This window comes from Brevundimonas sp. LM2, from assembly GCF_002002865.1.
GTDB lineage: Bacteria > Pseudomonadota > Alphaproteobacteria > Caulobacterales > Caulobacteraceae > Brevundimonas.
In genome coordinates, this window is the sequence record NZ_CP019508.1 from 339572 (window position 1) to 364629 (window position 25058).

The 25058-nt window shown below is 70.2% G+C and carries 28 protein-coding genes; 12 read left to right on the forward strand and 16 right to left on the reverse strand.

Annotated features, from left to right (window positions below):
* Positions 1-41: 41 nt before the first annotated feature.
* Genes rsmI through BZG35_RS01740 form a run of 3 tightly spaced genes read left to right on the forward strand, consistent with a single transcriptional unit; the run spans position 42 to position 2175 of the window.
* Positions 42-917, forward strand: a complete 876-nt coding sequence (rsmI, locus tag BZG35_RS01730) for a 16S rRNA (cytidine(1402)-2'-O)-methyltransferase (RefSeq protein WP_077354068.1) — start codon at positions 42-44, stop codon at positions 915-917.
* Positions 914-1321 (forward strand): YraN family protein, encoded by a 408-nt coding sequence (locus tag BZG35_RS01735; RefSeq protein WP_150125886.1) that lies wholly within the window; start codon positions 914-916, stop codon positions 1319-1321. The genes rsmI and BZG35_RS01735 overlap by 4 nt, the downstream gene beginning before the upstream one ends.
* A gap of 38 nt (positions 1322-1359) precedes the next feature.
* Positions 1360-2175: a transglutaminase family protein gene (locus BZG35_RS01740; RefSeq protein ID WP_077354069.1), complete on the forward strand. Its 816-nt coding sequence runs from the start codon at positions 1360-1362 to the stop codon at positions 2173-2175.
* Positions 2176-2184: 9 nt separating this feature from the next.
* Here the strand turns inward: BZG35_RS01740 and BZG35_RS01745 are convergent, their stop codons facing one another.
* The gene (locus BZG35_RS01745; RefSeq protein ID WP_253189233.1) at positions 2185-2511 is read right to left on the reverse strand and encodes a PilZ domain-containing protein; all 327 of its coding nucleotides are present in this window, start codon (positions 2509-2511) and stop codon (positions 2185-2187) included.
* Positions 2512-2559: 48 nt separating this feature from the next.
* A complete protein-coding gene (locus BZG35_RS01750) occupies positions 2560-2880 on the reverse strand; it encodes a 2Fe-2S iron-sulfur cluster-binding protein (protein WP_077354071.1) in 321 nt (106 codons plus the stop codon).
* A gap of 79 nt (positions 2881-2959) precedes the next feature.
* On the opposite strand from BZG35_RS01750, the gene BZG35_RS01755 reads away from it, so the two are divergent.
* Together BZG35_RS01755 and BZG35_RS18405 are read left to right on the forward strand one after the other, a co-directional pair.
* On the forward strand, positions 2960-3196 hold the full coding sequence (locus tag BZG35_RS01755) for a hypothetical protein (protein ID WP_077354072.1): 237 nt from the start codon (positions 2960-2962) through the stop codon (positions 3194-3196).
* 192 nt (positions 3197-3388) lie between these two features.
* Positions 3389-3568: a PIN domain-containing protein gene (locus tag BZG35_RS18405; protein ID WP_371454829.1), complete on the forward strand. Its 180-nt coding sequence runs from the start codon at positions 3389-3391 to the stop codon at positions 3566-3568.
* Here the strand turns inward: BZG35_RS18405 and BZG35_RS01760 are convergent, their stop codons facing one another.
* Genes BZG35_RS01760 through sdhC form a run of 4 tightly spaced genes read right to left on the reverse strand, consistent with a single transcriptional unit; the run spans position 3569 to position 7028 of the window.
* Complete coding sequence (locus BZG35_RS01760) at positions 3569-4366, reverse strand: succinate dehydrogenase iron-sulfur subunit (protein ID WP_077354073.1); 798 nt, start codon at positions 4364-4366, stop codon at positions 3569-3571.
* A 7-nt stretch (positions 4367-4373) separates the two neighbouring features.
* Complete coding sequence (sdhA, locus tag BZG35_RS01765) at positions 4374-6161, reverse strand: succinate dehydrogenase flavoprotein subunit (protein WP_077354074.1); 1788 nt, start codon at positions 6159-6161, stop codon at positions 4374-4376.
* A gap of 7 nt (positions 6162-6168) precedes the next feature.
* Complete coding sequence (gene sdhD / locus BZG35_RS01770; protein WP_077354075.1) at positions 6169-6576, reverse strand: succinate dehydrogenase, hydrophobic membrane anchor protein; 408 nt, start codon at positions 6574-6576, stop codon at positions 6169-6171.
* Positions 6573-7028 (reverse strand): succinate dehydrogenase, cytochrome b556 subunit, encoded by a 456-nt coding sequence (sdhC, locus tag BZG35_RS01775; RefSeq protein WP_077354076.1) that lies wholly within the window; start codon positions 7026-7028, stop codon positions 6573-6575. Before sdhC ends, sdhD begins: the two co-directional genes overlap by 4 nt.
* Before the next feature lie 213 nt (positions 7029-7241).
* Between sdhC and BZG35_RS01780 the strand changes: the two genes are divergently transcribed.
* Positions 7242-7805 carry a hypothetical protein gene (locus tag BZG35_RS01780; protein WP_150125887.1) on the forward strand — a complete coding sequence of 188 codons (564 nt, stop codon included), beginning with the start codon at positions 7242-7244 and terminating at the stop codon, positions 7803-7805.
* Here BZG35_RS01780 and BZG35_RS01785 read toward each other — a convergent pair.
* From BZG35_RS01785 to BZG35_RS01795, 3 genes are all read right to left on the reverse strand, one after another.
* Positions 7789-8205, reverse strand: coding sequence for an HIT domain-containing protein (locus BZG35_RS01785; RefSeq protein ID WP_077354078.1), 417 nt, complete (start codon positions 8203-8205; stop codon positions 7789-7791). The genes BZG35_RS01780 and BZG35_RS01785 overlap by 17 nt on opposite strands.
* 2 nt (positions 8206-8207) lie before the next feature.
* Positions 8208-9116, reverse strand: a complete 909-nt coding sequence (locus tag BZG35_RS01790) for an SIMPL domain-containing protein (RefSeq protein WP_077354079.1) — start codon at positions 9114-9116, stop codon at positions 8208-8210.
* 63 nt (positions 9117-9179) lie between these two features.
* Positions 9180-9983, reverse strand: coding sequence for an EcsC family protein (locus tag BZG35_RS01795; RefSeq protein WP_077354080.1), 804 nt, complete (start codon positions 9981-9983; stop codon positions 9180-9182).
* Positions 9984-10092: 109 nt separating this feature from the next.
* Here BZG35_RS01795 and mdh point away from each other — a divergent pair, with 109 nt between their 5' ends.
* The gene (gene mdh, locus BZG35_RS01800; RefSeq protein WP_077354081.1) at positions 10093-11055 is read left to right on the forward strand and encodes a malate dehydrogenase; all 963 of its coding nucleotides are present in this window, start codon (positions 10093-10095) and stop codon (positions 11053-11055) included.
* A gap of 202 nt (positions 11056-11257) precedes the next feature.
* Here the strand turns inward: mdh and BZG35_RS01805 are convergent, their stop codons facing one another.
* On the reverse strand, positions 11258-11773 hold the full coding sequence (locus tag BZG35_RS01805) for a YbjN domain-containing protein (protein ID WP_077354082.1): 516 nt from the start codon (positions 11771-11773) through the stop codon (positions 11258-11260).
* A 57-nt stretch (positions 11774-11830) separates the two neighbouring features.
* Positions 11831-12937 carry a cell division protein ZapE gene (gene zapE / locus BZG35_RS01810; RefSeq protein WP_077354083.1) on the reverse strand — a complete coding sequence of 369 codons (1107 nt, stop codon included), beginning with the start codon at positions 12935-12937 and terminating at the stop codon, positions 11831-11833.
* Positions 12938-13103: 166 nt separating this feature from the next.
* Between zapE and BZG35_RS01815 the strand changes: the two genes are divergently transcribed.
* From BZG35_RS01815 to BZG35_RS01825, 3 genes are read left to right on the forward strand one after another with little or no spacing between them, the layout of a single operon-like run.
* Entirely contained in the window at positions 13104-14150 is a 1047-nt protein-coding gene (locus tag BZG35_RS01815) for an aspartate-semialdehyde dehydrogenase (RefSeq protein WP_077354084.1), read from the forward strand.
* A 37-nt stretch (positions 14151-14187) separates the two neighbouring features.
* Entirely contained in the window at positions 14188-15114 is a 927-nt protein-coding gene (rarD, locus tag BZG35_RS01820; protein ID WP_077354085.1) for an EamA family transporter RarD, read from the forward strand.
* 56 nt (positions 15115-15170) lie between these two features.
* Positions 15171-16637 (forward strand): MFS transporter, encoded by a 1467-nt coding sequence (locus BZG35_RS01825; protein WP_077354086.1) that lies wholly within the window; start codon positions 15171-15173, stop codon positions 16635-16637.
* Here the strand turns inward: BZG35_RS01825 and BZG35_RS01830 are convergent.
* Entirely contained in the window at positions 16622-17770 is a 1149-nt protein-coding gene (locus tag BZG35_RS01830; protein ID WP_077354087.1) for a serine hydrolase domain-containing protein, read from the reverse strand. The two genes, BZG35_RS01825 and BZG35_RS01830, sit on opposite strands and share 16 nt — an antisense overlap.
* Positions 17767-19002: a TIGR03862 family flavoprotein gene (locus BZG35_RS01835; protein ID WP_077354088.1), complete on the reverse strand. Its 1236-nt coding sequence runs from the start codon at positions 19000-19002 to the stop codon at positions 17767-17769. The genes BZG35_RS01830 and BZG35_RS01835 overlap by 4 nt, the downstream gene beginning before the upstream one ends.
* A 65-nt stretch (positions 19003-19067) precedes the next feature.
* On the opposite strand from BZG35_RS01835, the gene greA reads away from it, so the two are divergent.
* Together greA and BZG35_RS17815 are read left to right on the forward strand one after the other, a co-directional pair.
* Positions 19068-19544, forward strand: a complete 477-nt coding sequence (gene greA, locus BZG35_RS01840; RefSeq protein WP_077354089.1) for a transcription elongation factor GreA — start codon at positions 19068-19070, stop codon at positions 19542-19544.
* A 77-nt stretch (positions 19545-19621) separates the two neighbouring features.
* The gene (locus BZG35_RS17815) at positions 19622-19798 is read left to right on the forward strand and encodes a hypothetical protein (RefSeq protein ID WP_171981849.1); all 177 of its coding nucleotides are present in this window, start codon (positions 19622-19624) and stop codon (positions 19796-19798) included.
* A 2-nt stretch (positions 19799-19800) separates the two neighbouring features.
* On the opposite strand, the gene BZG35_RS01845 is transcribed toward BZG35_RS17815, so the two are convergent.
* From BZG35_RS01845 to BZG35_RS01855, 3 genes are all read right to left on the reverse strand, one after another.
* Entirely contained in the window at positions 19801-20547 is a 747-nt protein-coding gene (locus BZG35_RS01845; RefSeq protein WP_077354090.1) for a thioredoxin family protein, read from the reverse strand.
* Between the two features lie 78 nt (positions 20548-20625).
* On the reverse strand, positions 20626-22812 hold the full coding sequence (locus tag BZG35_RS01850) for a prolyl oligopeptidase family protein (RefSeq protein ID WP_077354091.1): 2187 nt from the start codon (positions 22810-22812) through the stop codon (positions 20626-20628).
* A 6-nt stretch (positions 22813-22818) separates the two neighbouring features.
* Positions 22819-24987 carry a prolyl oligopeptidase family protein gene (locus BZG35_RS01855; protein ID WP_077354092.1) on the reverse strand — a complete coding sequence of 723 codons (2169 nt, stop codon included), beginning with the start codon at positions 24985-24987 and terminating at the stop codon, positions 22819-22821.
* Positions 24988-25058 lie beyond the last annotated feature (71 nt).

A 25058-nucleotide genomic window follows, 5' to 3' on the forward strand; every position in this document is an offset into this window, starting at 1 on the left:
CGGCCATTGTCCGGGACCGCCCCGGCTGGCACGGTCAGCCGATGAGTGAACCCGGCCCCTTTCCCCCGACCGCCCCGCCGCCCAGGCCGGTGTCGGCGGGGCTGTATCTCGTCTCGACCCCGATCGGGAACCTGCGTGACATGACGCTGCGGGCGCTGGACGTCCTGGCCGCCGCCGACCTGGTCCTGGCCGAGGACACCCGGGTCAGCGCCAAACTGCTGTCGGCCTATGGGCTGAAGGCCAGGCTGGAGCGGTGCGACGACCACGCCTCGGCCCAGGCGGCCGAGCTGGCCATCCAGCGGATCGCCGAGGGCGGGGTGGTGGCCCTGGTGTCCGATGCGGGCACGCCGATGGTGTCGGATCCCGGCTTCGTCGTCGCCCGCGCCGTGATCGCGGCGGGCCTGCCCGTGCACCCCATCCCCGGCGCCTCCAGCCTGCTGGCGGCGCTGGTGCTGTCGGGCCTGCCGGCCGACCGGGTCCTGTTCGCGGGCTTCCTGCCGCCCAAGTCGGCGGGCCGGCAGACCATGCTGGCCGAGCTGAAATCGGCGCGCCAGACCCTGGTCTTCTTCGAGAGCGGGCCCCGGCTGCGGGCCAGTCTGACCGACATGGCGGCGGTGCTTGGGCCGCGGCCGGCGGCGGTGTGCCGCGAGCTGACCAAGCTGTTCGAGACCTGCGTGCGCGGTCCGCTGGATGCCCTGGCGGTGGATCCCGCCCTGGACGGGCCCAAGGGGGAGATCGTCGTGGTGGTGGGGCCGGGCGAGACCGAGACCGCCAGCGCCGCCGATGCCGATGCCGCCCTGACCGAGGCCCTGGCCCGGCTGGCCCCCGGCGAGGCCGCCTCGGAGGTGTCGCGGGCGCTGGATCTGCCGCGCAAGCCTCTCTACCGCCGGGCGCTGGAGCTGCAGGGGCGGGGATGAAGCGGGATCGCGTCCGTCGGCCGGTCCAGCCCGTCCGGGTGGCGTCGGAGCGGCGACGGGCGCGGGGCGGTCAGGCCTTCGCCGAGGGGCACGGCGCGGAGTGGGTCGCGGCCCTCTGGCTGATGCTGAAGGGCTATCAAGTGCTGGGATTTCGGCTGAAGACCCCGGGGGCCGAGATCGACATCCTGGCCCGCAAGGGCGGCATTCTCGCGGTCGTCGAGGTCAAGCGCCGCGCGACCCTGGAGGCGGCCCTGACCGCGCTGAAGCCGGCCCAGCGGGAGCGGCTGCGCGCGGCGGGGATGGCGGTGTTGCGCCAAAGACCCGGTCTGAAGGGATTGACGCTGCGGCTGGACACGGTGGCGCTGGCGTCGGGGCGGTTTCCGCGTCATCGTCGCGGTCTGTAGTCCCCAGGACCCGGGACGCGTCGTCGGAGGACGTCGCCATGCCACGAGCGGACGCGGAACGTGTGCTGGCCAAGGCGGGCCAGGCCGAGGGCGACGACTTTCCGTTGCTGGACGCGGCCATCGCCTGCGCCCTTCACGATCATCCGTTCCGCGACGCCGAACCGGCGCGGCAGCTGGCGCTCTGCGCGCGCGATCGCCTGGCCGAGCGCATGACGGGTGAAAGTCCGGACGACGCCCTGGCCGAGACCATGGCGGCCGACCTGCGGCTGAATGGCGACCTCTTGCACTACCACGACCCGGCCAACACCGACATCATCGCCGTGGCCGAGCGGCGCCGGGGCCTGTCGGTGGCCCTGGCCGTCTTCTACCTGGATGCCGCGCGGCATGCGGGGATGAAGGCCTCGGGCGTCGACTTTCCCAACCATTTCCTGCTGCGGGTCGAGACGGACGCCGGCCCGGTCGCGCTCGATCCCTTCAGCCAGGGCCGGGTGGTGATGCCGTCGGAGCTGACCCGCCGCGCCCTGCTGGCCGGCCTGACCCCGCACGTGGCCGACCGGCTGGATCTGCTGATGTCGCCCGTCAGCGAGAAACACGCCCTGATCCGGTTGCAGAACGTGCTGTTCAGCCGCGCCATCAAGGCCGAGGACTATGACAGCGCCGAGCGGTCCGCCGTGCGGCGGGCCCTGCTGGACCCGGACGATCACCGGCCCTGGCTGGATGTCGCGGCGGCGCGCGAGAAACAGGGGGCCCTGACCGGAGCCCTGGCGGCCCTGCACCGGGCCCACGCCGTCTCGGGTCAGGACCACCGGATGCATCAGGTCAGCATGGATCGCCTGCGGATGCGGCTGAACTGACGCGCGTCCTCAACGCCGGGAGGCGCGCACCCAGGCTTCGCGCGCGGCGAGCAGGCGTGACGGGACCAGGCCCCGGACACTGGCGCGCGGATCCAGCTTCAGACCTGCCTCGGCACCCTTCTGCCAGGCGACCGTGGCCTCGGCAGCCTGGGCCTGATCGACATCGACCAGCGTCCCCGTCCGCGGCAGGGCCACGGCGCGTTCCAGCCGGACCTTGACGCCGCCCTCGGACGCGTCGGCGATCCTGCAGGCCAGCTCCCGATCGTCCACGATCAGCACGCCGCGACGATCGGCGGGCAGGCGCGGCTGGTTTCGACGATCCTGTGGGTTGGGCATGGTCACGGTTGCTCAACGCATGAACGCCGTGGCGGCTTCAAGCCCGCCTCAGTGCTGGTTGGCCGGAAGCCTGACGATCAGTCCGTCCAGCGCCTCGGACATGCGGATCTGGCAGGACAGCCGCGAGTTCGGTTCGACGCTCTCGGCGAAGTCCAGCATGGACTCCTCCATGGCCGAGGCCTTGCCCGCCTTTTCGCGCCAGGCCTCGTCGACATAGACGTGGCAGGTGGCGCAGGCGCAGGCCCCGCCGCAGTCGGCGTCGATGCCGGGCACGTTGTTGCGGACCGCCCCCTCCATGACGCTGAGGCCGGTCTTGACCTCGACGACATGCTCGCGGCCGTCATGCTCGATATAGGTGATCTTGGGCATGGGGCGGTCTTCGCAAAGGCGACCACGAGAGGCAAGGCCGTAAGTTGATGCCGTAACCCGCATATGGCAATAGTGGCCTATGAACGAGATGCGCAAGATCACCGCTTTCGTCCCGATCGACTTGATCGAGCGCGGTCAGAAAGTCACGGGCATGGGCGTGAGCGAGACCCTGCGGGAAGCGCTCCGCCGGATGCTGCGGGCCGATGCCTATGCGCGGCTGCGCGCATTGAGAGGCACGATGGATCTGGAAAGAGACAGCGGCGTCACGCTCGCCGCCCTGCGCGAGGAAGGGCCGGATCCTTGGGAGCGGGGTTGATCGCGGTCGATAGCAGCACGCTGATCGACTGGCTGAAGGGCGAACGAACGCCTCAGACCGCAGCCCTGAACCGCGCCATGGAGGACAACGTCCTCTTTCTGCCGCCCCCGGTAGAAATGGAGGTGCTGTCCTTTCCCGGCGAGCAAACCGAACTGGCCGAGGTGCTGGACGATCTTCCGCGCCTTCTCGTCACTGACGGTTTCTGGGCGCGCCGCGGCGACCCGCAGGACCGTTCTAAGCCGCCGTCTGAAGGCGAGGTTCGCGGACTCGCTGATCGCCCAGCTCTGCCTGGACCACGACGCGGCCTTGATCACCCGCGATGGCGACTTCCGTCACTTCGCGACCCACTGCGGCCTCAGGCTGGCCGTCTGATCAGGCGGCCTGCTTCTTGCGGTTCGGCGCGACCATCAGTTTCTTCGTCTCGGCGATGGCCTTGGCCGGGTTCAGCCCCTTGGGGCAGACCTGGGCGCAGTTCATGATCGTGTGGCAGCGATACAGTTTGAACGGATCCTCGAGGTCGTCGAGCCGGGCCTGGGTCTGGTCGTCGCGGCTGTCGGAGATCCAGCGATACGACTGCAGCAGGGCGGCCGGACCGAGGTATTCGGTCTGGTTCCACCAGTAGCTGGGGCAGGAGGTCGAGCAGCAGGCGCACAGGATGCATTCGTACAGACCGTCCAGCTTGGCGCGGTCCTCCGGCGACTGCAGGCGTTCGGTGGTCGGGTCCGCGTCGTCGGACTGGAGATAGGGTTTGATCGAGTCGTACTGGGCGTAGAACAGGGTCAAGTCGGTGACCAGGTCCTTGACCACGGCCTGGTGCGGCAGGGGGGCGATGGCGATGGTGTTGGACGCGCACTCGTCCCAGCCCTTGGTGCAGGCCAGGGTGTTGCGCCCGTCGATGTTCATCGAGCAGGAGCCGCAGATGCCTTCCCGGCAGGAGCGGCGGAAGGTCAGGGTCGGGTCGATGGTCGACTTGATGTGGATCAGGGCGTCCAGCAGCATCGGGCCGTGGTCGCCGGTGGGGACCTCGTAGACGTCCCAGCGCGGCGAGGCGTCGACCTCGGGGTCGTAGCGATAGACCTTGTAGGTCTTGACGTTCTTGGAGCCGGAGGCGGCCTTGTGGACACGGCCCTTGGTCGGCTTGGAGCCACGGGGGAGGGTGAGCTGGACCATCGGTTCCTCAGTAAACCCGCGCCTTGGGTTTGATGTATTCGATGTCCGTGGACATCGTGTATTCGTGCACCGGGCGGTAGTCGATCAGGACGCCGTCGCCCTGGGTCTTCCAGGCGAGCGTGTGTTTCATCCATTCTTCGTCGTGGCGATCGGGGAAGTCCTCGCGGGCATGCGCCCCGCGGCTTTCCTTGCGGTTGGCGGCGCTCTCGATCGTGACCAGGGCCTGGTCGATCAGGTTGTCGTATTCCAGGGTCTCGACCAGGTCGGTGTTCCAGATCATGCCGCGATCGGTGGTCTGGATGTCGGCTCCACGGGCGTGGATGTCGCGCAGCTTGGCGACGCCCTCGGCCAGGGTCTCGCCGGTGCGGAACACCGCCGCGTCGGACTGCATGGCCCGCTGCATCTCGCCGCGCAGTTTCGCCGTCGGGGTCGAGCCCGAGGCGAAGCGGAAGCGGTCCAGGCGGGCCAGGTGGCGGTCGGTCGTGTGAGCCGGGGCCTCGGGCACGGGGGCGGCCTTGTCGACCACCTCGCCGGCGCGCAGGCCGGCGGCTCGGCCGAACACCACCAGGTCGGTCAGGGAGTTGGAGCCCAGGCGGTTGGCTCCGTGGACGCTGACGCAAGCCGCCTCGCCCACGGCCATCAGCCCGGGCACCACGGTGTCGGCATCGCCGCCGACCTTGGTCAGGACCTCGCCGTGATAGTTCGTGGGGATGCCGCCCATGTTGTAGTGGACCGTCGGGATGACCGGGATCGGTTCCTTGGTCACGTCGACGCCGGCGAAGATCTTGGCGCTTTCCGAGATGCCGGGCAGGCGCTCGTGCAGCACGGCCGGGTCGAGGTGGTCGAGGTGCAGGTTGATGTGGTCCTTGTTCGGACCCACGCCGCGACCCTCGCGGATCTCCATCGTCATGGAGCGGGAGACGACGTCGCGGCTGGCCAGGTCCTTGGCCGAGGGGGCGTAGCGCTCCATGAACCGCTCCCCTTCCGAGTTGGTTAGATAGCCGCCCTCGCCGCGCGCGCCCTCGGTGATCAGGCAGCCGGCGCCGTAGATGCCGGTGGGGTGGAACTGGACGAACTCCATGTCCTGCAGCGGCAGACCCGCGCGCAGCACCATGGCATTGCCGTCGCCGGTGCAGGTGTGGGCCGACGTGGCGCTGAAATAGGCGCGGCCGTAGCCGCCGGTGGCCAGGATCACCAGCTTGGCGCGGAAGCGGTGGACGGTGCCGTCGTCCAGCTTCCAGGCCGTGACGCCGGTGCAGGCCCCGTCGTGCATGATCAGGTCGAGGGCGAAATACTCGATGAAGAACTCGACCTCGCGGCGCACCGACTGGCCGTACAGGGTGTGCAGGATGGCGTGGCCGGTGCGGTCGGCGGCGGCGCAGGTGCGCTGCACCGGGCCCTCGCCGTAGTTCTTGGTCATGCCGCCAAAGGCGCGCTGATAGATCTTGCCGTCGTCGGTGCGGCTGAAGGGCACGCCCCAGTGTTCCAGCTCATAAACGGCCTTGGGGGCCTCGCGGACCAGATATTCGATGGCGTCCTGGTCGCCCAGCCAGTCCGACCCCTTGACGGTGTCGTACATGTGCCATTTCCACGAGTCCTCGCCCATGTTGCCGAGCGCGGCCGAGATGCCGCCCTGGGCCGCCACGGTGTGCGACCGGGTCGGGAAGACCTTGCTGACGCAGGCGACCTTCAGGCCCTGCTGGGCGGCCCCGAGCGCGGCGCGCAGGCCGGAGCCCCCGGCCCCCACGACCACGACGTCATAGGCATGATCGACGAACTCATAGGTGGCACGCATCAGATGATCAGATCCCGAACCCGGCGGGCAGAGGCGCCGAACCCAGCGCCAGCCGCACGATGAAGAAGACACTGCCGGCGGCGAGCGCCAGACAGAACAGGGTGTTGAGACCGAGCAGCAGCCCCTTCGACCCGTCCCGATGGATATAGTCTTCCACGATGACTTTGAGGCCCATGTTCATGTGCCACAGCGTCGCAAGCAGGGTCACGGCCATCAGGCCGGCGTTCACGCGGTTGGAGAACCAAGCGACCGCCCCGTCGTAGCCGCCACCGGCGATCTGGAAGGCCGACCACATCGCCCACACGGTCAGGGGCACGAGGATCAGCGACGACAGGCGCTCGGCCGTCCATTCGCCCGCGCCGTGCACTTCGGAGACCTTGACGCCGTTGCGGAAGGCTTTCTGGACCCGGCTCACAGCGTGACCTTTCCGGTGGCGAACAGGGCGATCCAGAAACCGACCGAGGCCAGGATCCCGAACCAGATCGACAGATGCGAGGCCGTATTGGCCGATTTCGGCGTCAGGCCGGCCCCCGCGTCCCAGACCAGATGGCGGACGCCGGCGGCGAAATGATACATCAGGCTGACCGTCAGGCCGAACCAGACCAGCAGGCCCAGGGGCGAACCGGCCAGGGCCACGAAGGTCGCGTAGGCCTCGGGCCCGAAGGCCATCGCCCCCAGCCACAGCACGATCAGGGCCGTCGCGAAATAGAGGGCCGAACCGGTGATCCGGGTCAGGATCGACGCCAACATGGTCACGTGCCAGCGCCAGACCTGAAGATGGGGCGACAGGGGACGAGGGCGGCCGTTGGGCTGGGCCACGAAGCGACCGGTCTGGTCGTCCGCCGCGTCGCCGGAAGGGTTCGACATGCGATTGGTTCTCAAAAAAACCGAGGTTGATCAGGCGGAAAACCCGTGGGTCATGGCTTTAGGGACCGTCACGGGCCGGTGTCAACGCGATGCTGCGCTGCAAACGGCCGCACATCCGACGACGGCGATCGACCGTGGGACGGCGATCACGATTTCGCGTGACCGTCGTCTGCGCTGGTCATCGGTCGAGAACCGGGACAGTCTGGACCCGTGGTGCTCCTGGCCTTGATCTCTTTGGCGGTTTCATCGCCCCAGACGGTCGCGACCGACGGCGCGCCCCTCTATGCGCCGCCTGTCGTACGCCCGTTCGAGCCGCCCTCGAATTTCGGGCGGGTGACGGCCGAAGGCGACGGCCGCGGCGATCCGCGGCGGCGCCCGATCGACCATCCCGTCGCCGTCGGGGCCTATCGCGCCAGCTACGAGTTCGCCCCCACGTCCGCCGAGGCGGCCTATGATCGCGGCGTCGTCGAGGCCGAGTCCGGCATGGATGCGCGGATGGGTCCCCTGGACGGGCGCTGGCGGGTCCGGGACGCGTCCGGGGCCGAGATATTGACGCTGGCCCTGACCGACGAGGGCCCGGCGCGCCCGCTGGAGGGGGCCTGGCGCAGGGACGGGACGCCGACGGAGTCCGGCGTCATCGACCGGGCCGAACGGTCGAACGCAGGCGTGGTCCTGGCCTGGAGGGACGGCGGCCTGACTCTGCGGCCGTCGGGCGACGGCTGGGTCGGCGAGCTGACCGAGGCCGGTCGCCGTCGCGCCGTCACTCTGGCGCGCTAGCCACCCTCACCGCATCCGGCAGCCGGTCGCCATGGGGGATGGCACTGCCCCGCCCCCAGACCGGATCGGGCCACAGGCCGTCGTCGCGACGCCGCCCCACGACGTGGACGTGCAGCTGGGCCGTGACATTGCCGATGGCGGCGACGTTCAGCTTCTCGACCGGCCGCCCCATCGCCCGACCCAGCGCCCGGACCCTGGCCCCGGCCGCGACGATCTCGGCCATCAGCCGCAGCCGATCGGCTTCCGACAGGTCGTCCAGCTCCACCGCTCCGTCCACGCGCGGGATCAGGATCAGCCAGGGAAACCGGGCGTCGTCCTGCAGCCGGACCTGGCACAGGTCCCCATCGGCGACGAAGACCGAACCCGCCTCGAAGGCCGGGTCAACGGCGAAGCCAGCCATGCTCAGTCCAGGCCGTAGACCACGCAGGCCTGGTCGGTCAGGGTCTGCAGCGGCGGCTGCAGTGCCAGACGCGCCGCTTCGATCTGGGCCTCGCTGGGGGCCTGGCCTGGGGCGGGCGGCGCCGGTGGCGCCGGTGGCGGGGGAGGCGCAAACGCCATCCGGCTGCCGCTGACGACGATGTCCTCATCGACGGTGGTCGCCTGGGATGCGCCCGCGCCGTAGGAGGGCCAGCCGGCCAGGACGTCGGTCTGGCAGGCCCGGCCGGTCGGATCGATCACCCGCACGGCACCGAGGGTCGCGCCGGCGCCTTCGGCCGCCGCGCGGGCCCGGCTGGCGGCGTCGCGGACCGCCTCGCGGGCGAGGTTCGACTTGGCGACATTGTCGGGCTCCAGGCTGAAATAGACCTGGCCGATCGAATTGGGCTGGGAGGCGACGACGGTGGCGTAGATCCGCTCCAGCTGGCGGACGTCGCGGATGGTCAGGCTGACCGTCGCCTGGGCCTGATAGCGTTCGATGCGGTCGGCGCGGGTGTTGTCGCGCAGGACCCCGTTCTCGTCGCGGTACTGGTCATACAGGGGCTGGGTGGTCAGGCTGGTCTCGACCCGGACGGTGTCGACGCCATAGGCGGCCAGGGTCTGGCTCAGGGCGCGAACCTGGTCGGCGGCCTTCCTCGAGGCGTCGGCGACGCTGCGGTCGACGGTCTGGAAGGTGGCGGAGAAACCGGCCCGGTTCGCCTGCAGCTCGACCCGCACATGGCCGATCGAGGCGATCACCGGATCGCGCATCCACCAGGGGGCGGGCACGTACTGCTGGCCGATGGTGGCGGGCGGGGTCTGGGCCGCGGCGGGTGTGGTGAGCGCCGGGATCACGGCCAGGGCCGCCATCAACGGAAGTCCGAAGCGTGCGCGCATGATCAGGGTATCCTGTCGGTTGAAGCCTCGACCTTGCCCGGCGCTTCCGGCGGGGTAAAGCCGTCAGATGCCCGGCCCGTCCGCCTCCGCCAGCCAGCGCATCCGGCACGCCATGACGGCCGTCTCGCCCAGCCGCTCAACCAGCCGCCAATTGACCGCCGCCCCGATCGGGGCCCCGACCACGGGGATCAGCTGCGCCATCTTGGCCAGGTCGATGAAGTCGCGATACTCGATCTGGAACCGGCGCCAGTCGTAGTCGGCGAGGGCCTGGGGCTGGTCGACCCCGGCGATCCACCGCTCCAGTTCGGCCAGGGCCTCGGGCCGTCGCTTGGCGCTGGCGAAGGCGAGGTGGAAGATGTGCAGGACGAACAGCCGCTCGCGCAGCGTATCGCCCGTGGGGCCACCGCCCCAGCCGTAGGCGGCGACGATCTCGCCCAGCATGCGCACCTTGATCGCCATCAGGGCCGGGAAGTCCACGGCCGCCAGGACGAAGCCCCCGGTGCCGGCGACCCCGCCCTCGACGCTGGCGGTGTTGCGATGGGCGGTGATGACGGCCCGGGCCTTCAGCTCCCGCGCCGCCAGGGTTCCGTCGGCCATAGGCTTGGCCTTCAGCAGCTCCGAGCCGGACAGGATGCCCCGGGTCAGGGCTTCCACGCCCGAGGTGATGGCCGCGTGGACCCGCTCCGGGATGATCCGGTTGATCCGGTCCTGGGTGCCGCGCGTGGCCCGGTCCCACAGGCAGGGGGTCTTCAGCACCCGGGCGCGCCAGGCCGCGACCTCGGCCCGCACCGTGGTCTCGTCGGCGACGGTCAGCAGGCCGCCCGGCACGTCGGCGGGGGCCACGAAATCGGTCAGGGTCTGGGTCATGGTCGGGGAAACCTCACGCGGCGTCACGGTTGCAGGCGAAAGCCGCCGGGTCTAGACCGCCGCGCGACATCGGTATCGCACCGCACACCCTCTCCCGGAGATTGACCCCATGGCTCGCGCGAAGATCGCCCTCATCGGCGCCGGAATGATCGGCGGCACCCTGGCCCACGTGGCCGCGCGCGAAGCCCTGGGCGACGTGATCCTGTTCGACATCGCCGAGGGCACGCCGCAGGGCAAGGCGCTGGACATCGCCGAGGCCACCGCCGTGTTCGGCTCGGACGTCTCGCTGAAGGGCGCCAACGCCTATGAGGACATCGCCGGCGCCGACGTCTGCATCGTCACCGCCGGCGTGCCGCGCAAGCCGGGCATGAGCCGCGACGACCTGATCGGCATCAATCTGAAGGTCATGAAGGCCGTCGGCGAGGGCATCAAGGCCCACGCCCCCAACGCCTTCGTCATCTGCATCACCAACCCGCTGGACGCCATGGTCTGGGCCCTGCAGAAATTCTCCGGCCTGCCCAAGGAGAAGGTCGTCGGCATGGCCGGCGTGCTGGATTCGGCCCGCTTCGCCTATTTCCTGGCTGAGAAGACCGGCGTCTCGGTGCAGGACATCCACGCCTGGACCCTGGGTGGTCACGGCGACGACATGGTGCCGATGGTGCGCCACTCGACGGTCGGCGGCCTGCCCCTGCCCGACGCGGTCTCGGCCGGCCTGCTGTCGCAGGGTGATCTGGACGCCATCGTCGACCGCACCCGCAAGGGCGGCGGCGAGATCGTCGCCCTGCTGAAGACCGGCTCGGCCTTCTACGCCCCGGCCGAGAGCGCCGTCGCCATGGCCAAATCCTATCTGCTGGACCAGAAGCGCGTCCTGCCCTGCGCCGTCTGGCTGTCGGGCGAATACGGCCTGTCGGACCTCTACGTCGGCGTGCCCGCCCTGATCGGCGCGAACGGCGTCGAGAAGGTGATCGAGTTCACCACCAACGATGACGAGAAGGCGATGTTCGAGAAGTCCGTCGCCTCGGTCCAGGGCCTGCTGCAGGCCTGCAAGGACATCGACGCGTCCCTGGCGTAGGGGCGAGCGAGGGCGCTAACGCGCGGCCCGCGGGGCCTCGCTGCTTGAGCGCTTGGTCTCCTCCCCGTCCCGAAGGGATGGGGAGGTGGCAGCGAGCCCTTGCGAGCTGACGGAGGGGTTCTGCGTGCACCCAGAACCCCTACGTCCCTTCGCTTCGCTTCGGGCCACCTCCCCATCGCTGCGCGACGGGGAGGAGACACTTCTATTGAGACGTCGCCACCGTCCGTCCCAGGTCGGTGGCGAGGCTGCGCCAGACCTGGATGGGGTCGTCCAGCTGGGCGGCGTCGGTGCCCTGATTGAGCAGGACGTCGTACTGGGCCACGGCCTGGGGCTCTCCGCCTTCGGTTTCCGGAGCGGCGGAGAAAGCCTTGACGAAGCGGCGCTCGGCGTTCCAGCGCGAGATGATCTCGGGCGTGGCATTGGCCCCCGAGAAGGCGGCGGTGAACTGGACGTCGGGGCAGGCCCCGGCGGTGCAGGAAAACAGGGTCATGACCCAGCGCAGGGACCCGTCCTGCACCAGCAGATAGACCCGGTCGTCGCGGGCCTGGGGGGCTTCGACCGTCAGGCCCGCTGCCGTCAGCCGTTCAGCGATCGCCACGACCGGAAGGCCGTTCCAGCGTGCGGGGGCGGGGGCGCTTGCGGCCGGGGCGGGGGCCTCCTGAGCCAGGACCGGTCCGGCTAGGCAGGCGATGGTAAGGGCGAGGGCGAGACGGGTCATGCGCGGGTTCCTTGACCGCCTCACCCTAGAGGCTTTTGCGGCCAACCCAAGGCCGGGTCAGTCGGCCCGGGTCGCCTGGTCCAGCCAGGACTGGCTCGCCATCTCGTTCAGCCGCGACACGGTGCGTTCGAACTCGAAGGCCCCGTCGCCCGCCGGATAGATCTGCTCCGGGGCCCCGACGGCGGTGGCCACCAGCCGGGATTTCGCCTCGTACAGGGCGTCGATCAGGGTGACGAAGCGCCGGGCCGCCTGACGCCGGTCGGGGCCCAGCAGGGGAATGTCATCGATGAAGAGGGTGTGGAAGCGCTCGGCGACGGCCAGATAGTCCTGCGGCCCCAGCGGCACCTCGCACAGCTGATCGAAGGTCACCCGGGCCAGACCGCCGGCGGTGCGCTGGATCACCACCTCGCGGCCCAGGACGGTCAGCCGGGCCGGGCATTCGGGCATGCCGCCGCGCAGGTCGTCCCACAGCTGTTCGAAATCGCTTCGACCCACCCCGTCCGCGCCGTCGAACCAGACGCGCGAGGCCTTCATCCGGTCCAGCCGCCAGTCGCGCGCCCCGGACAGTTCTATGACCTCGCAGCGTTCCGAGATCCGGTCGATGAAGGGGGTGAACAGCGGCCGGTTGATGCCGTCCTTGTACAGCTGGTCGGGGGCCCGGTTCGAGGTGATGCAGACGACCACCTTCCGTTCGAACAGGGCGTCGAACAGGCGGCCCAGGATCATGGCGTCGGCGATGTCGGTGACCTGAAGCTCGTCGAAACACAGAAGCCGGGCCTCCGAGGCGATCAGGGCGGCCACCGGCTCGATCGGATCATCGCCCTTGTGCGTGCCGAAGACGGCCTGGCGGGTCTTGCGGTCGCCGTCGCGCCACTGGCGGATCAGGTCGTGGACCCGGGCCATGAAGGCGTGGAAATGGGCCCGGGTCTTCCTGGGCTCGGGGGCGCAGACGAAGAACAGGTCCATCAGGATGGACTTGCCCCGGCCGGGCGGGCCCCAGAGATAGAGGCCTCGCACTTCGGGCACCCCGCCGAACAGCTTGCGCTTGCCCAGGTCGATCTCCAGCCGGGACAGGGCCGCGACCGCTGTCCCCTGAGCCGGATCTCGGGTCAGCAGCCCCTGCGTCAGGCGACTTTCATAAGCACGGGCAATGCGAGAGGGCATGGAACTGGGGCATAGCGACGCCCGTCCGCCCTGAAAAGCGGTTGCTTCGCAGGCGCGAACGCCTAAATGCCAAACCTCGGAACACGATGCTCCGAACTCCCCCATACCGCGCTCAAGCAGCGAGGCTCCGCGAGCCGAGCGATAGCGCGTCCGAAGGACACCCAGAATGGGCTATAATATTGCGATCGTGGGCGCCACCGGCAATGTCGGGCGCGAGATGCTGACCATTCTCGAGGAGCTGGAGTTCCCGGTCTCGGAGATGCACGCGGTCGCCTCGCGGAAATCCAAGGGGATGGACGTCGCCTGGGGCGACAAGACCATCAAATGCCAGGACATCGACAGCTTCGACTTCTCGACCGTCGACATCGTGCTGATGAGCGCGGGCGGGGACGTGTCGCGCGCCTGGTCCGAGAAGATCGGCAAGCTGGGGCCGATGGTGATCGACAACTCCTCGGCCTTCCGCAAGGACCCGGACGTGCCGCTGATCGTGCCCGAGGTGAACCCCGACGCGATCAAGCTGGCGGGCAAGAAGAACATCATCGCCAACCCCAACTGCTCGACCGCCCAGCTGGTGGTGGCGCTGAAGCCGCTGCATGACGCGGCCAAGGTCAAGCGCGTGGTGGTCTCGACCTATCAGTCCGTCTCGGGGGCCGGCAAGGAAGGCATGGACGAGCTGTGGAACCAGACCAAGGCCATCTATGGCCTGGGCGACGCCAAGCCGAAAAAATTCCCCAAGCAGATCGCCTTCAACGTCATCCCCTTCATCGGGTCGTTCAACGAGGACGGCTATACCGACGAAGAGCAGAAGATGTCGGACGAGACCCACAAGATGCTGGATCCGAACATCAAGCTGACGGTCACCTGCGTCCGCGTGCCGGTCTTCGTCGGCCACTCCGAGGCGGTCACGGTCGAGTTCGAGCGGCCGATCAGCCCCGACGAGGCGCGCGCCATCCTGCGCGAGGCCCCCGGCATCCAGGTGATCGATAAGCAGGAGCACGACGGCTACATCACCCCGGTCGACGCGGCGGGCGAGCACGCCGTCTATGTCAGCCGCATCCGCAAGGATCACACGGTCGAGAACGGCCTGGTGTTCTGGGTCGTGTCCGACAACCTGCGCAAGGGCGCGGCCCTGAACGCCGTCCAGATCGCCCAGCTGCTGGACGAGACGGGCACCATCAAGCCCAAGAGCGGCTATCGCACCCTGACGGTCTAGAGTCCCTCTCCCTCTGGGAGAGGGAAAGGAATCGACGATGACCCCGCCTCCGCCCACCCCGACCCGCGCGGCCTTCCTGTCGGCGGTGGGTTGCTACATCATGTGGGGGTTCATGCCCCTGCTGTTCATGGGCCAGGCGGCGCAGGGGTTTTCCGCGCCGGAGATCCTGTCGCATCGGGCCCTGTGGTCGGTGCTGTTCGCCGGCGGCCTGGTGCTGCTGGCCGGGCAGTCGCCGCAGGTCCGGGCCGTGCTGAGCCAGCCGAAGACCCTGGCCTGGCTGGGTCTGGCGACGGTGCTGATCGCGATCAACTGGGGCCTGTACGTCTGGGCCACGACGCACCATGCGACCCTGGAAGCCAGCCTCGGCTACTACATCAACCCCCTGCTCAACATGGTCGTGGGGCTGTGGCTGTTCCGCGAGAAGATCGACCGGTGGGGCTGGGTGGCGATCGGTCTGGCGGCCGTCGGCGTGGTGTTCCAGGCCCTGGCCCTGGGTCGGCCGCCATGGATCTCGATCGCCCTGGCGCTGAGTTTCGGGGCCTATGGGATCATCAAGAAACGGGTGCCGGTCGAGGCCCAGGCGGGGCTGTTCATCGAATGCCTGCTGCTGCTGCCGTTCGGCCTGGTGTTCGTAGCCTGGCTGCAGATGCAGGGACAGGGTCATGCCTTCGCGACACCGGAGGCCTTCGGCTGGGCCCTGTTGAACGGGCCGGCGACGGTCCTGCCCCTGGCCCTGTTCGCCTATGCGGCGCGGCGGATGCCGCTGTCGACCATGGGGTTCATCCAGTTCCTGGCCCCGACCCTGCAGTTCGGCGTCGGCCTGGCCACGGGCGAGCTGTTCACCCCGCTGCGGGCCGTGTCGTTCGCCTTCATCTGGGTCGGGGCCGGGGTCTTCGCGACGGCGGCCTTCCTGCGGGCCCGGGCGGCGCGACGGGCCATGGCCGAGGCTGCCCAGCCGGTCTAGGCTGACGCATGCACGGTTCCCAGCGTCCCCCCTGCGAAGCCGGCCAAGTCCAGGCTGTGGCGGTCACGCAGACGGGCCTGTCGAAGGGCCGAAAGCGCGCCATCCTGGTCGCCACCGTGCTGGGCTCGGCCCTGACCTTCATCGACGGCTCGGCCCTGGGCGTGGCCCTGCCGGCCATCCAGCGCGACCTCGGCGCGGGCCCGGCGGCGGGGCAGTGGATCTCCAACGCCTATCTGCTGACGCTCGGGGCCCTCGTCCTGAGCGGGGGCGCGGCGGGGGATCGGTTCGGGCGCAAGCGGGTCTTCCTGATCGGGGTGGTCGTCTTCGCCCTGGCCTCGGTGGCCTGCGGCCTGGCTCCCACGGCGGCCCTGTTAATAATGGGCCGGGCGGCGCAGGGCGTGGGCGCGGCCCTGCTGACGCCCGGTGCCCTGGCCCTGATCGGGGCCAGTTTCCCGCCCGAGGAACGCGGCAAGGCCTTCGGCACCTGGGCCGGGGCGGGGGCCCTGTTCGGCATGGTCGGGCCGCTGGTCGGCGGCTGGCTGGCCGATCACGCGGACTGGCGGGCGATCTTCTGGATCAACGTCCCGCTGGCGATCCTGACCGTCGTCGTCGCCCTGAAGGCCGTGCCGGAAAGCCGCGATCCGGAGGCCAGGACGCTGGACGCGCCAGGGGCCGGACTGGCCGTGGCGGGGCTGGGCGTCCTGATCTGGGGCCTGACCGCCGCGCCGGACCGGGGCCTGGGGGACGGCTGGGTGGTGGCCGCCCTGGCGGCCGGGGTCGTCCTGCTGGGCGGCTTCCTGGTGGCCGAGGCGCGCGAGGCGCATCCGATGATGCCCCTCGGCCTGTTCCGGTCGCCGGTGTTCAGCGGGATCAACGTCCTGACCCTGCTGCTCTATTTCGCCCTGAGCGGGGCCATGTTCTTCCTGCCGTTCGATCTGATCCGGGTCCAGGGCTGGAGCGCGACCGAGGCGGGGTCGGCCATGCTGCCGTTCGCCGTGGTCATGGGGCTGTTCTCGACCGTGGCGGGCGGGATCGCGGACCGGTTCGGGGCGCGGCTGTCGCTGAGCGTGGGGCCGGTCCTGGCCGGGCTGGGGCTGGCGCTGATCGCCGTGCCGGGACGCGGGGCCGGCTATGTTGACGGGCCGCTGGCGGGGATGACGGTGCTGGCGATCGGCATGACCCTGGCGGTCGGACCCCTGACCGCGGCGGTCATGGGGGCGGTCGATCCCGGCCGGACCGGCGTGGCCTCGGGCGTCAACAATGCCGTGGCGCGGATCGCCGGCCTCCTGGCCGTGGCGCTGTTGGGGCTGGTCCTGTCGGCGGTGTTCGTGGCGACGCTGGAGGCTCCCGAGAGCCGGGCCCTGCTGGGCGGGGTGATGGCGGGGACGGAGACGTCGGATGCCGCCATCGACGCCTTCCACACCGCCTTCCGCTGGGTCATGGGCCTGTCGGCCGTCTGCGCGGTCGTCGCCGGGATCGTCGGGGGTCTGACCGCGCCCGGACGGGTTCAGAGCGCCGAATAGAGAGCGTCGATCAGCCGTTGCGCCCGCGGGTCGCCCAGCAGATAGGGCGACTGGCGGGTCATGGCATAGGCGGCGGAGAGCTTCGTCGCCGGATCGGCGAAGGCGCACGACCCGCCCCAGCCGCAGTGGCCCAGGGCGTCGGGGTTCGGTCCGAAGATGTTCAGCCCGGCGTTGCGGGTGAAGCCGGCCGCCCAGCTGAGGGTGAAGGGCAGGACCCTGTCCGGGCCGACGATGCGCTCGCGGCTCGCCTCGGCCACCACGCCCGGGGACAGCAGGGTCTTGCCGTCCAGCCGCCCGCCGTCGGCCAGCAGGCCGAGCAGGCGCGCCAGGCCCAGGGCCGTGCCGTGCAGATTGGCCGAGGGGATCTCCGCGGTGCGCCATTCGGTCGATCCGCGACCGCCGGGGGCCGAGCCCCGATCCAGGAAGGCGGCGGTCTTGACCGCGTCGATGGGGCCGAGGTCGATGGCCTTGGACGGTTTGCGCAGGATGGCGACCCGGTCGTGCTCGGCCTCGGGCAGGCCGATCCACAGGTCCAGGCCGAAGGGCTCGGCCCAGTCCTGGCGCAGGGCCTGGCCCATGCTGCGGCCGTCGGAGAGGCGAAACACCTCATTGGCCAGAAAGCCGACCGTGACCGGGTGGTAGCCCGAGGCCGTGCCGGGCGGCCACATCGGCGCCTGGGCCGCCAGGGTGTCCAGCACCGCCCTCTGGTCGAACCAGATGGTCGGGTCGACCGTCTGGGTGAAGCCCGGCAGACCGGCCTGGTGCGACAGCAGCTGGGCCACGGTGATCTCGCCCTTGCCGTGGGCGGCGAAGGCCGGCCACAGGTGGGCGACCTTCTCCTCATAGGCCAGTTTTCCGCGCTGGACGGCCGAGGCGATCAGCAGGGCCATGACCGCCTTGCCGGTCGAGAAGACGGGCACCAGCGACCGGTCGGTGAAGGGGGTGTCCGTGCGCGGGTCGGCCGACCCGGCCCACAGGTCCACCACGGTCTCGCCGGCGATGACGACCGAGAACCGGGCCGCCTGTTCGTTCAGCCTGTCGGGGGCGTCGGTGAAGTTATTGGCGAAAGCGTCCTTCACGGCGGCGAAGCGCGGCGGGCAAAGGCCGGAGATCTCGGGAGCGGTGGTGGTCATGCGGGGCTCATATCCGGCGTTTGCGACGCCCGCCACCGCAGAGCGCCCTGGGCGGCGACGACGCCCGAGGCCAGGGCGGCCTGGATCAGATAGCCGCCGGTCGGGGCCTCCCAGTCGATCATCTCCCCGGCCACGAAGACCCCGGGGCGGGCGCTCAGCATCAGGGCGGGATCCAGCCCCTCGAACCGCACCCCGCCGGCGGTGGAGATGGCGCGGTCCAGCCCCTGGATGCCGGTCAGTTTCAGCCGGACCGCCTTGATCCGCTTGGCCAGTTTCTCGACGCCCGGCGGGATGTCGCCGATCTCGCGCAGCACGGCGATGGCGGCGGGCGACAGGCCGCCGGCCTTGCGCAGGTGGTTGGTCATGCTGTCCTTGCCGCGCGGCCGCACCAGCCGTTCGGCGAGGGCGGCCTCCGACAGGTCGGGCCGCAGATCCAGGCTCAGCAGGGCCGAGCCGTCGGCCGCGATGGCCCGGCGCAGCGCCGCCGACAGGGCATAGACCGCCCCGCCCTCGACGCCGTAGCGGGTCAGGACCAGTTCGCCCTTCAGGGGCTGGCCGCCGAAGCTGAGGGCCACGGGCTTCAGCACCGCCCCGGCGAAGCGGTCGGTCAGGACCTCGGTCCAGGCCACGTCGAACCCGGCGTTGGCGGGAACCAGGGGGGCCACGGGGATGCCCTCGCCTTCCAGCGCGGGCACCCAGGCCCCGTCCGAGCCCAGCCGGGGCCAGCTGGCCCCGCCCATGGCCAGGATGGTGGCGGCGGGCTGTTCGAGGCGTTCGCCGTCCGGGGTGTCGAACACCAGGGTCTCGCCGCGCCAGCCGGTCCAGCGCGACCGCGTCCGGATCTCGACCCCCAGGTTGGCCAACCGCCCCAGCCAGGCGCGCAGCAGGGGCGAGGCCTTCATCGTACGAGGGAAGACCCGACCGCTGGAGCCGACGAAGGTCGGTTGGCCCAGGCCGTGGGCCCAGGCGATCAGGTCGTCGGGGGAAAAGGCGTCCAGCCAGTCGGTCAGCGGCGGCTCGGCGGGGCCATAGCGGGCCAGGAAGGCCGGCTGGTCCTCGGAATGGGTCAGGTTCAGGCCGCCGCGCCCGGCCATCAGGAATTTGCGCCCGACCGACGGCATGCGGTCATGGACGACGACGCGGGCCCCGGCGCTGGCCAGGGTCTCGGCGGCCATCAGCCCGGCGGGGCCGGCGCCGATGATGTGGACGGCGGGATCGAGGGGGGTGGTCATGGCCGCTCCTTAGCCCGGCGCGGCTTGCACAGGAACGTCCCATCCCGTCATACGCTTGGGGAACCATGAGCGTTGCCTTTACCCGCGAGGAGGATCTGGAGGCCACGGCCGCCGATCTGCCCGATCGCCCCGTCTCCCCCCATGCCAATCTGGTGACGCCGCAGGGCCTCGCCGCGATCGACGCCGCCCTGGCCGAGGCCCGCGCCGCCTATGGGGCGGCTCAGGCATCGGGCTCGATCGAGGCCGACCGCACGGCCATGGCGCGGGCCACGCGCGACCTGCGCTACTGGTCGGCCCGACGCGGCAATGCCCAAGTGGTCGAGGCCGAAGCCGACGGCCGGGTCCGGTTCGGCGGCACGGTGACGATCGAGCGCGAGGACGGCCGCACCCAGACCTGGCGCATCGTCGGCGAGGACGAGGCGGACCCGACGGCGGGCTCCGTCAGCCACGTCTCGCCCCTGACCCGGGCCCTGATCGGCAAGGCCGTCGGCGACACCGCCACGGTCGCCGGTCAGTCGGTCGAAATCATCGCAGTGGACTGAACCGCCGGAGCGCCCCACATTGGCGCTCAAGTCGCGCGCGCCGGACGCGCGTTTCGTGCCCCTCAAGAAGGACTCTCATGGCCAGAAAACCCAACTACGGCTTCGAACGGATGGAACGGGACAAGGCGGACGCCGAAAAGGCGGCCCGCAAGGCGGCGGCCAAACAGGCCAAGAAGGACGCCAAGGCGCGCGGCGAGGACGTCGATCACCCCGACTGGGCCCCGCCCTCGGACGAGGCCGACGAACCGGCCTAGGTTCAGAGGACCGCGGCGGTCAGGATGCGGCGATCGGACCGGCCCTGGACCAGGACCACGGTCCGGTCGTCGGTGTCCGTGGCGGCCGGCAGGGTCAGCAGGATCGGCTGGCCGCGCCAGGGCCCCAGCCGTGTCAGGCTGCGCACCACATTGACCGCGCTGACGACCTGGCCCCGGTTGTCGCCGTCCGAGACGCTGACGTCCTGGCGGCCCGGGCGATAGGTCACGGCCCAGACGTCGGCCCCACCAGCGGGGACAGCGCCGCTGCCGATGCCGACGGCGTCGCCGCTTTCGCGAAACTGGATCTCCGGCGGAAACACGCGGCGGGCGGCCTCCTCGACGATGGCGCCCTGGACCGCCTCGGCGTCCGAGCCCGAGACCTGGCGGCGGCCGTCGATCACCACCTGGGGCGTATAGACGCCGCGCAGCCGCAGGGCCGACTGATAGGCCCGCTGGCGCTGGCCGAACTCGGGCCGGGCGAAGGTGTCCTGCCAGCCCAGATAATCCCAGTAGTCGACGGACCAGGTCAGGGCGATGACCCCGGGGGCCTCGGCCAGGGCCTCGACCATGCGGTTGGCCTCGGTACAGCCTGAGCAGCCCTGGGCGGTGAACAGCTCGACCACCACGGGCTCGACCGGGCGCAGGGCCCGCACCGCGTCGCCGACCCCGGCGGTCTGGGCGTCGGACCCAACGGCGGCCGCGCCCACGAGGGCGGCCAGGCCCGCGACGAAGATGCCCTGAAGGTTCATACGCCGAGTCCTAACCGGGACCGCGTCGCTCCGCGCCTCATATTCGCGTGAACCAGCCGGTCTTGCGCGCGCCAGCGATCAGTCCATCAGCTGCTGGCTCAGATAGACATAGTGCCGGGCGCAGCGGCGGGCGTTGGCGACCGGGTCGGCGTCGTTGGAGTGACCGCCCGCGGTCTCCTCGTAATAGAGGGCGTCGTGACCCTGATCGGTCAGGCGGGCGGCGAACTTGCGGGCATGGCCGGGGTGGACGCGGTCGTCGCGGGTGTTGGTGGTGACATAGACGCGGGGATAGTCCGTGTCCGGACGAAGTTGCTGATAGGCGGAATAGCGGGCGATGAAGGCGGCGTCGCCGGGGATGCGTGGGTCGCCGAATTCGCCGATCCAGGAGGCCCCGGCCGGCAGGTCGGGATAGCGCAGCATGTCGATCAAGGGGCTTTCGATCACCGCCGCGTTGAACAGTTCCGGATGCTGGGTGATCGAGACCGAGGTCAGGACCCCGCCGTTCGAGCGGCCATAGATGCCGAGGCGGCGGGGCGAGGTGATGCCGCGCGTCTGCAGGTCGCGGGCCACGGCGGCGAAGTCGTCGAAGGCGAGCTGGCGGTTCTCGCGCAGGGCGGCCTGGTGCCAGGCCGGGCCGAACTCGCCGCCGCCGCGGATGTTGGCCTGGACGAAGACTCCGCCGTTCTCGAGCCAGAGCTTGCCCATCTCGGGCTTGTAGGCGGGCGGGAAGGCGACCTGGAAGCCGCCGTAGCCGAACAGGATGGTCGGGGCCGATCCGTCCATCGCCAGGTCTCGGGGCCGGGTGACGAAATAGGGGATCTTGGTCCCGTCCGTGGAGGTGGCCTCGAACTGTTCGACCACATGGGTCGAGGCGTCGAACAGGGCGGGGCCGGCCTTGAGCGCGACGAGGTCGGTGGCTTCGGCCTCCAGCAGGCTGAGCGTCGGCGGCGTCAGGAAGCCCTGGGTGGAGACGAACACTTGGCCGCGCGCCTTGGACGAATCAGCCAGGCCGACCGCCAGGTTGTCCGGGACGGTGATCTCCTGCGCGTTCCAGCGCGCGGGTCGCCCGGGTTGGTGGCGATAGACGTGCAACTGGCCCGCGACATTGTCTGTCGTCGCGATAACCAGACGGTCGTCCAGCACGGCGACCTGCTGCACGGACTGACGCGCTTCCGGCACGAAAACCACCACTGAGGGACCATCATCAATGATGACTCGATCATCTGATTTCACCAGCTCGGACGGATAAAAGGCGAGTACGGCCCCCGCTGGGGAAGTCCCCCCGTTGAGCGTCCAGGCTTCTTCGGGCGAGAAGATCAAGCGCCCTTGCAGGACGCCGTGAACCGTAACCCGTGCAGGCAGGTCCAGTTGGACCGCACCCGTATCCGCCAGCATCCACGTCTCCGACCGGAAGGTGTCCAGCGGGCGGGTGATGATCACCGCCTCGACCACCCCGTCCTTGTCGCGATAGACGGTGGGGCTGACGCCATAGCCGCCGTCGGCGCTGTCGCCGCGATAGACCTCGGTCGCCTGGGCCAGGGTCTGGCCGCGCGTCAGCCGTTTGACGATGAAGGGATAGCCGCTCTCGGTCAGGGTGCTGGGCCCGAAGTCGGTGGCGACCAGCAGGGTGTCGCGGTCCAGCCATTCCAGCCTGTGCTTGCCCTCGGGCAGGACGAAGCCGCCCTCCCGGCCTTGAGCCGGGACGAAAGTCCGGGTGGCGAGGTCGAACTCGCGCACCACCACGGCGTCCTTGCCGCCGTCGGACAGGCTGATCAGGCAGCGGGTCTCGTCGGGGGCCAGGCAGTCCGCGCCCTTCCAGACCCAGTCCCGGCCCTCGGCGCGGGCCAGGGCGTCGACGTCGATCAGGGTTTCCCAGGCGGGGGCGTCGGTGCGGTAGCGGTCCAGCGTCGTGCGCCGCCACAGGCCCTTGGGATGGTCGGCGTCCTGCCAGAAATTGCCGATGCCGTCGCCGAGGAAGGATGGGGCCGGGATCCGGGCGGTGGACGACAGGATGTCGAAGGCCTGTTGACGGAAGGTCTCGTAGCGGGGGTCTCCGGTCAGGACGGCGAGCGACCGTTCATTGGCGGCGGCGAGGAAGGCCAGGGCCTCGGCGCCCTCGACCTGCTCCAGCGCCAGGTGATCGTCGGCGGCGCGGACGCCGGCAGGGGATAGATCGGTCGGCAGGTGGGGCGGGGGCGTCTGGGCCAGGGCGGGAGCGGCGAGCACCATCAGGGCCGTCGCCGCCATCAGGGTTTGGATACGCATCAAGCCTCAGTCCATCAGCCGGCGGGTGAGATAGGTGTATTCCAGGGCGATGCGCCGGGCGGTCTCGCGCAGGTTGGCGCCGGCCGCGTGGCCGCCGTCGGTGTTCTCGTAGAACAGGACCGGATAGCCCAGCTCCTCCAGCCGCGCGGCGGCCTTGCGGGCGTGGCCCGGGTGGACGCGGTCGTCCTTGGTCGAGGTGTGGATGAAGACCTCGGGATACGGCTGGCCCGCCCGCAGGTTCTGATAGGGCGAGTATTCGCCGATCCAGGCGCGCTGTTCGGGGATGTCGGGATCGCCGTATTCGGCCCGCCAGGACGCCCCGGCCAGCAGCCTGTGGAAGCGGAACATGTCGAACAGGGGCACCTGGATGACGGCGGCGTTGATCAGGTCCGGCCGCTGGGTCAGCATCGCCCCCATGAACAGCCCGCCCTGCGACCCGCCCATGATGCCGAGGTGGGGTTGGCTGGTGATGTTGCGGGCGATCAGGTCCTGGGCCACCGCCTGGAAATCCTCGTGCGCCCGCTGGCGGTTCCGCTGCAGGGCGGCCTCGTGCCAATTCGGCCCGAACTCGCCGCCGCCGCGGGTGTTGGCGACGACATAGATCCCGCCCCGCTCCAGCCACAGCTTGCCGACCGTGGCCGAATAGCCGGGCAGCAGCGAGCTCTGGAAGCCGCCGTAGCCGTACAGAAGGGTCGGGTTGGACCCGTCCAGGGCCAGGGCGGTGCCGTGAACGACGAAATAGGGGATCAGGGTGCCGTCAGCCGAGCGGGCCTCGAACTGGGCGACCGTCATGTACGCGGCGTCGAATTTGGCGGGCAGGGCCTTGACCACGGCGGCCCCACCATCTGCGGCGTCGGCCAGATACAGGCTCTGCGGCGTCAGATAGCCGGAGACGCTGACGAAGACCTGGTCGTCGACCTCTGACGCCGAGCCCAGGCCGACCGAGACGTTCTCGGGCAGGTCCAGGCGGCTGCGGGCCCAGTCGCCGTCGGGATTGGGGGTATAGACATAGGCCGCGCCGCGCACGTTATCGAACAGGGCGACCACCAGCCGGTTGCGCGTGGCGGTGACCGACTCGATCGATTCCCGCTCGGTCGGACGAATGATCAGCCGCGCCGGCGTCGCCGGATCGGCCAGCCAGGCGCTGAGCGGCCAGGCGATCAAGTCGCCGGTCTGGAAATCCTGGCCGGACGGGGCGGTCCAGGCCTGTTTGACGGTGACGACCAGCTGGCCCTGGACCAGGGCATTGATGTCGGACTTGGCCGGCAGGGCCAGCTGGGTCGTGGTGCCGTCGGCGTTCAGCCGGTGGGTCTCGCCCTCGTAGAAGCTGACGCCCCGGTTGATCAGCACGGCCTGGACCACGCCGTCGGCATCGCGCAGGGCGAAGCCGCTGACGGAGACGTCCGACGGCTGGCCGGTGAACAGGGTCTCGGCCTGGTCGATCGACTGGCCCCGCTTCAACCGTTTGACGATCATCGGATAGCCCGAGGAGGTCAGGGTGCCCGGGCCGAAGTCGCGGGCCACCAGCAGGGTGTCGGCGTCGACCCAGGCCACGCCGCCCTTGGACTCGGGCAGGTCGAACCCGCCGTCGACAAAGGCGCGGGCCTCGGTGTCGAACTCGCGCACCACGACGGCGTCCTTGCCGCCGTCCGACAGGGAGACCAGGCACAGCCGCTCCTCGGGCGGCAGGCAGGTCGAGCCCTTGTAGACCCAGTTCCTGCCCTCGGCCGCCGACAGGGCGTCGATGTCGAGGATGGTCTGCCACTCGGGGGCGTCGGTGCGGTAGCTGTCCAGCGTGGTGCGCCGCCAGATGCCGCGCACATGCTCGGCGTCCTGCCAGAAATTGTCGACCGCGCCGGTTCGGGTGAAGCCCGGCTGGGGGATGCGATCGCGCGCCTGGACCAGGTCCAGGGCCTGCTGGTGCAGAGTCTCGTAGCGGGGGTCGCCCTGCAGCACGCCCAAGGATTGGGTGTTACGCGCATCGACCCAGGCCATGGCGCGCTCGCCTTCGACATCTTCGAGCCACAGATAGGGGTCGGTGGCGTCGGTCGTGGCGAAGCCGCCCTCGATCAGCGGCGGATTGGGCGAAGTGCGGTCGGGGGCGGTCTGGGCGATGGCGGGGGGTCCGATCAGGGTGGAGGCCAGAAGGGCGGCAAGGCCGGCGCGGCGGATCATGGGGCGGCTCCTCAGGCGGTCGGGCCGCACCTTAGGGGCCGTGCCCGGACGGGCAAGGCGGACGCGTGGGA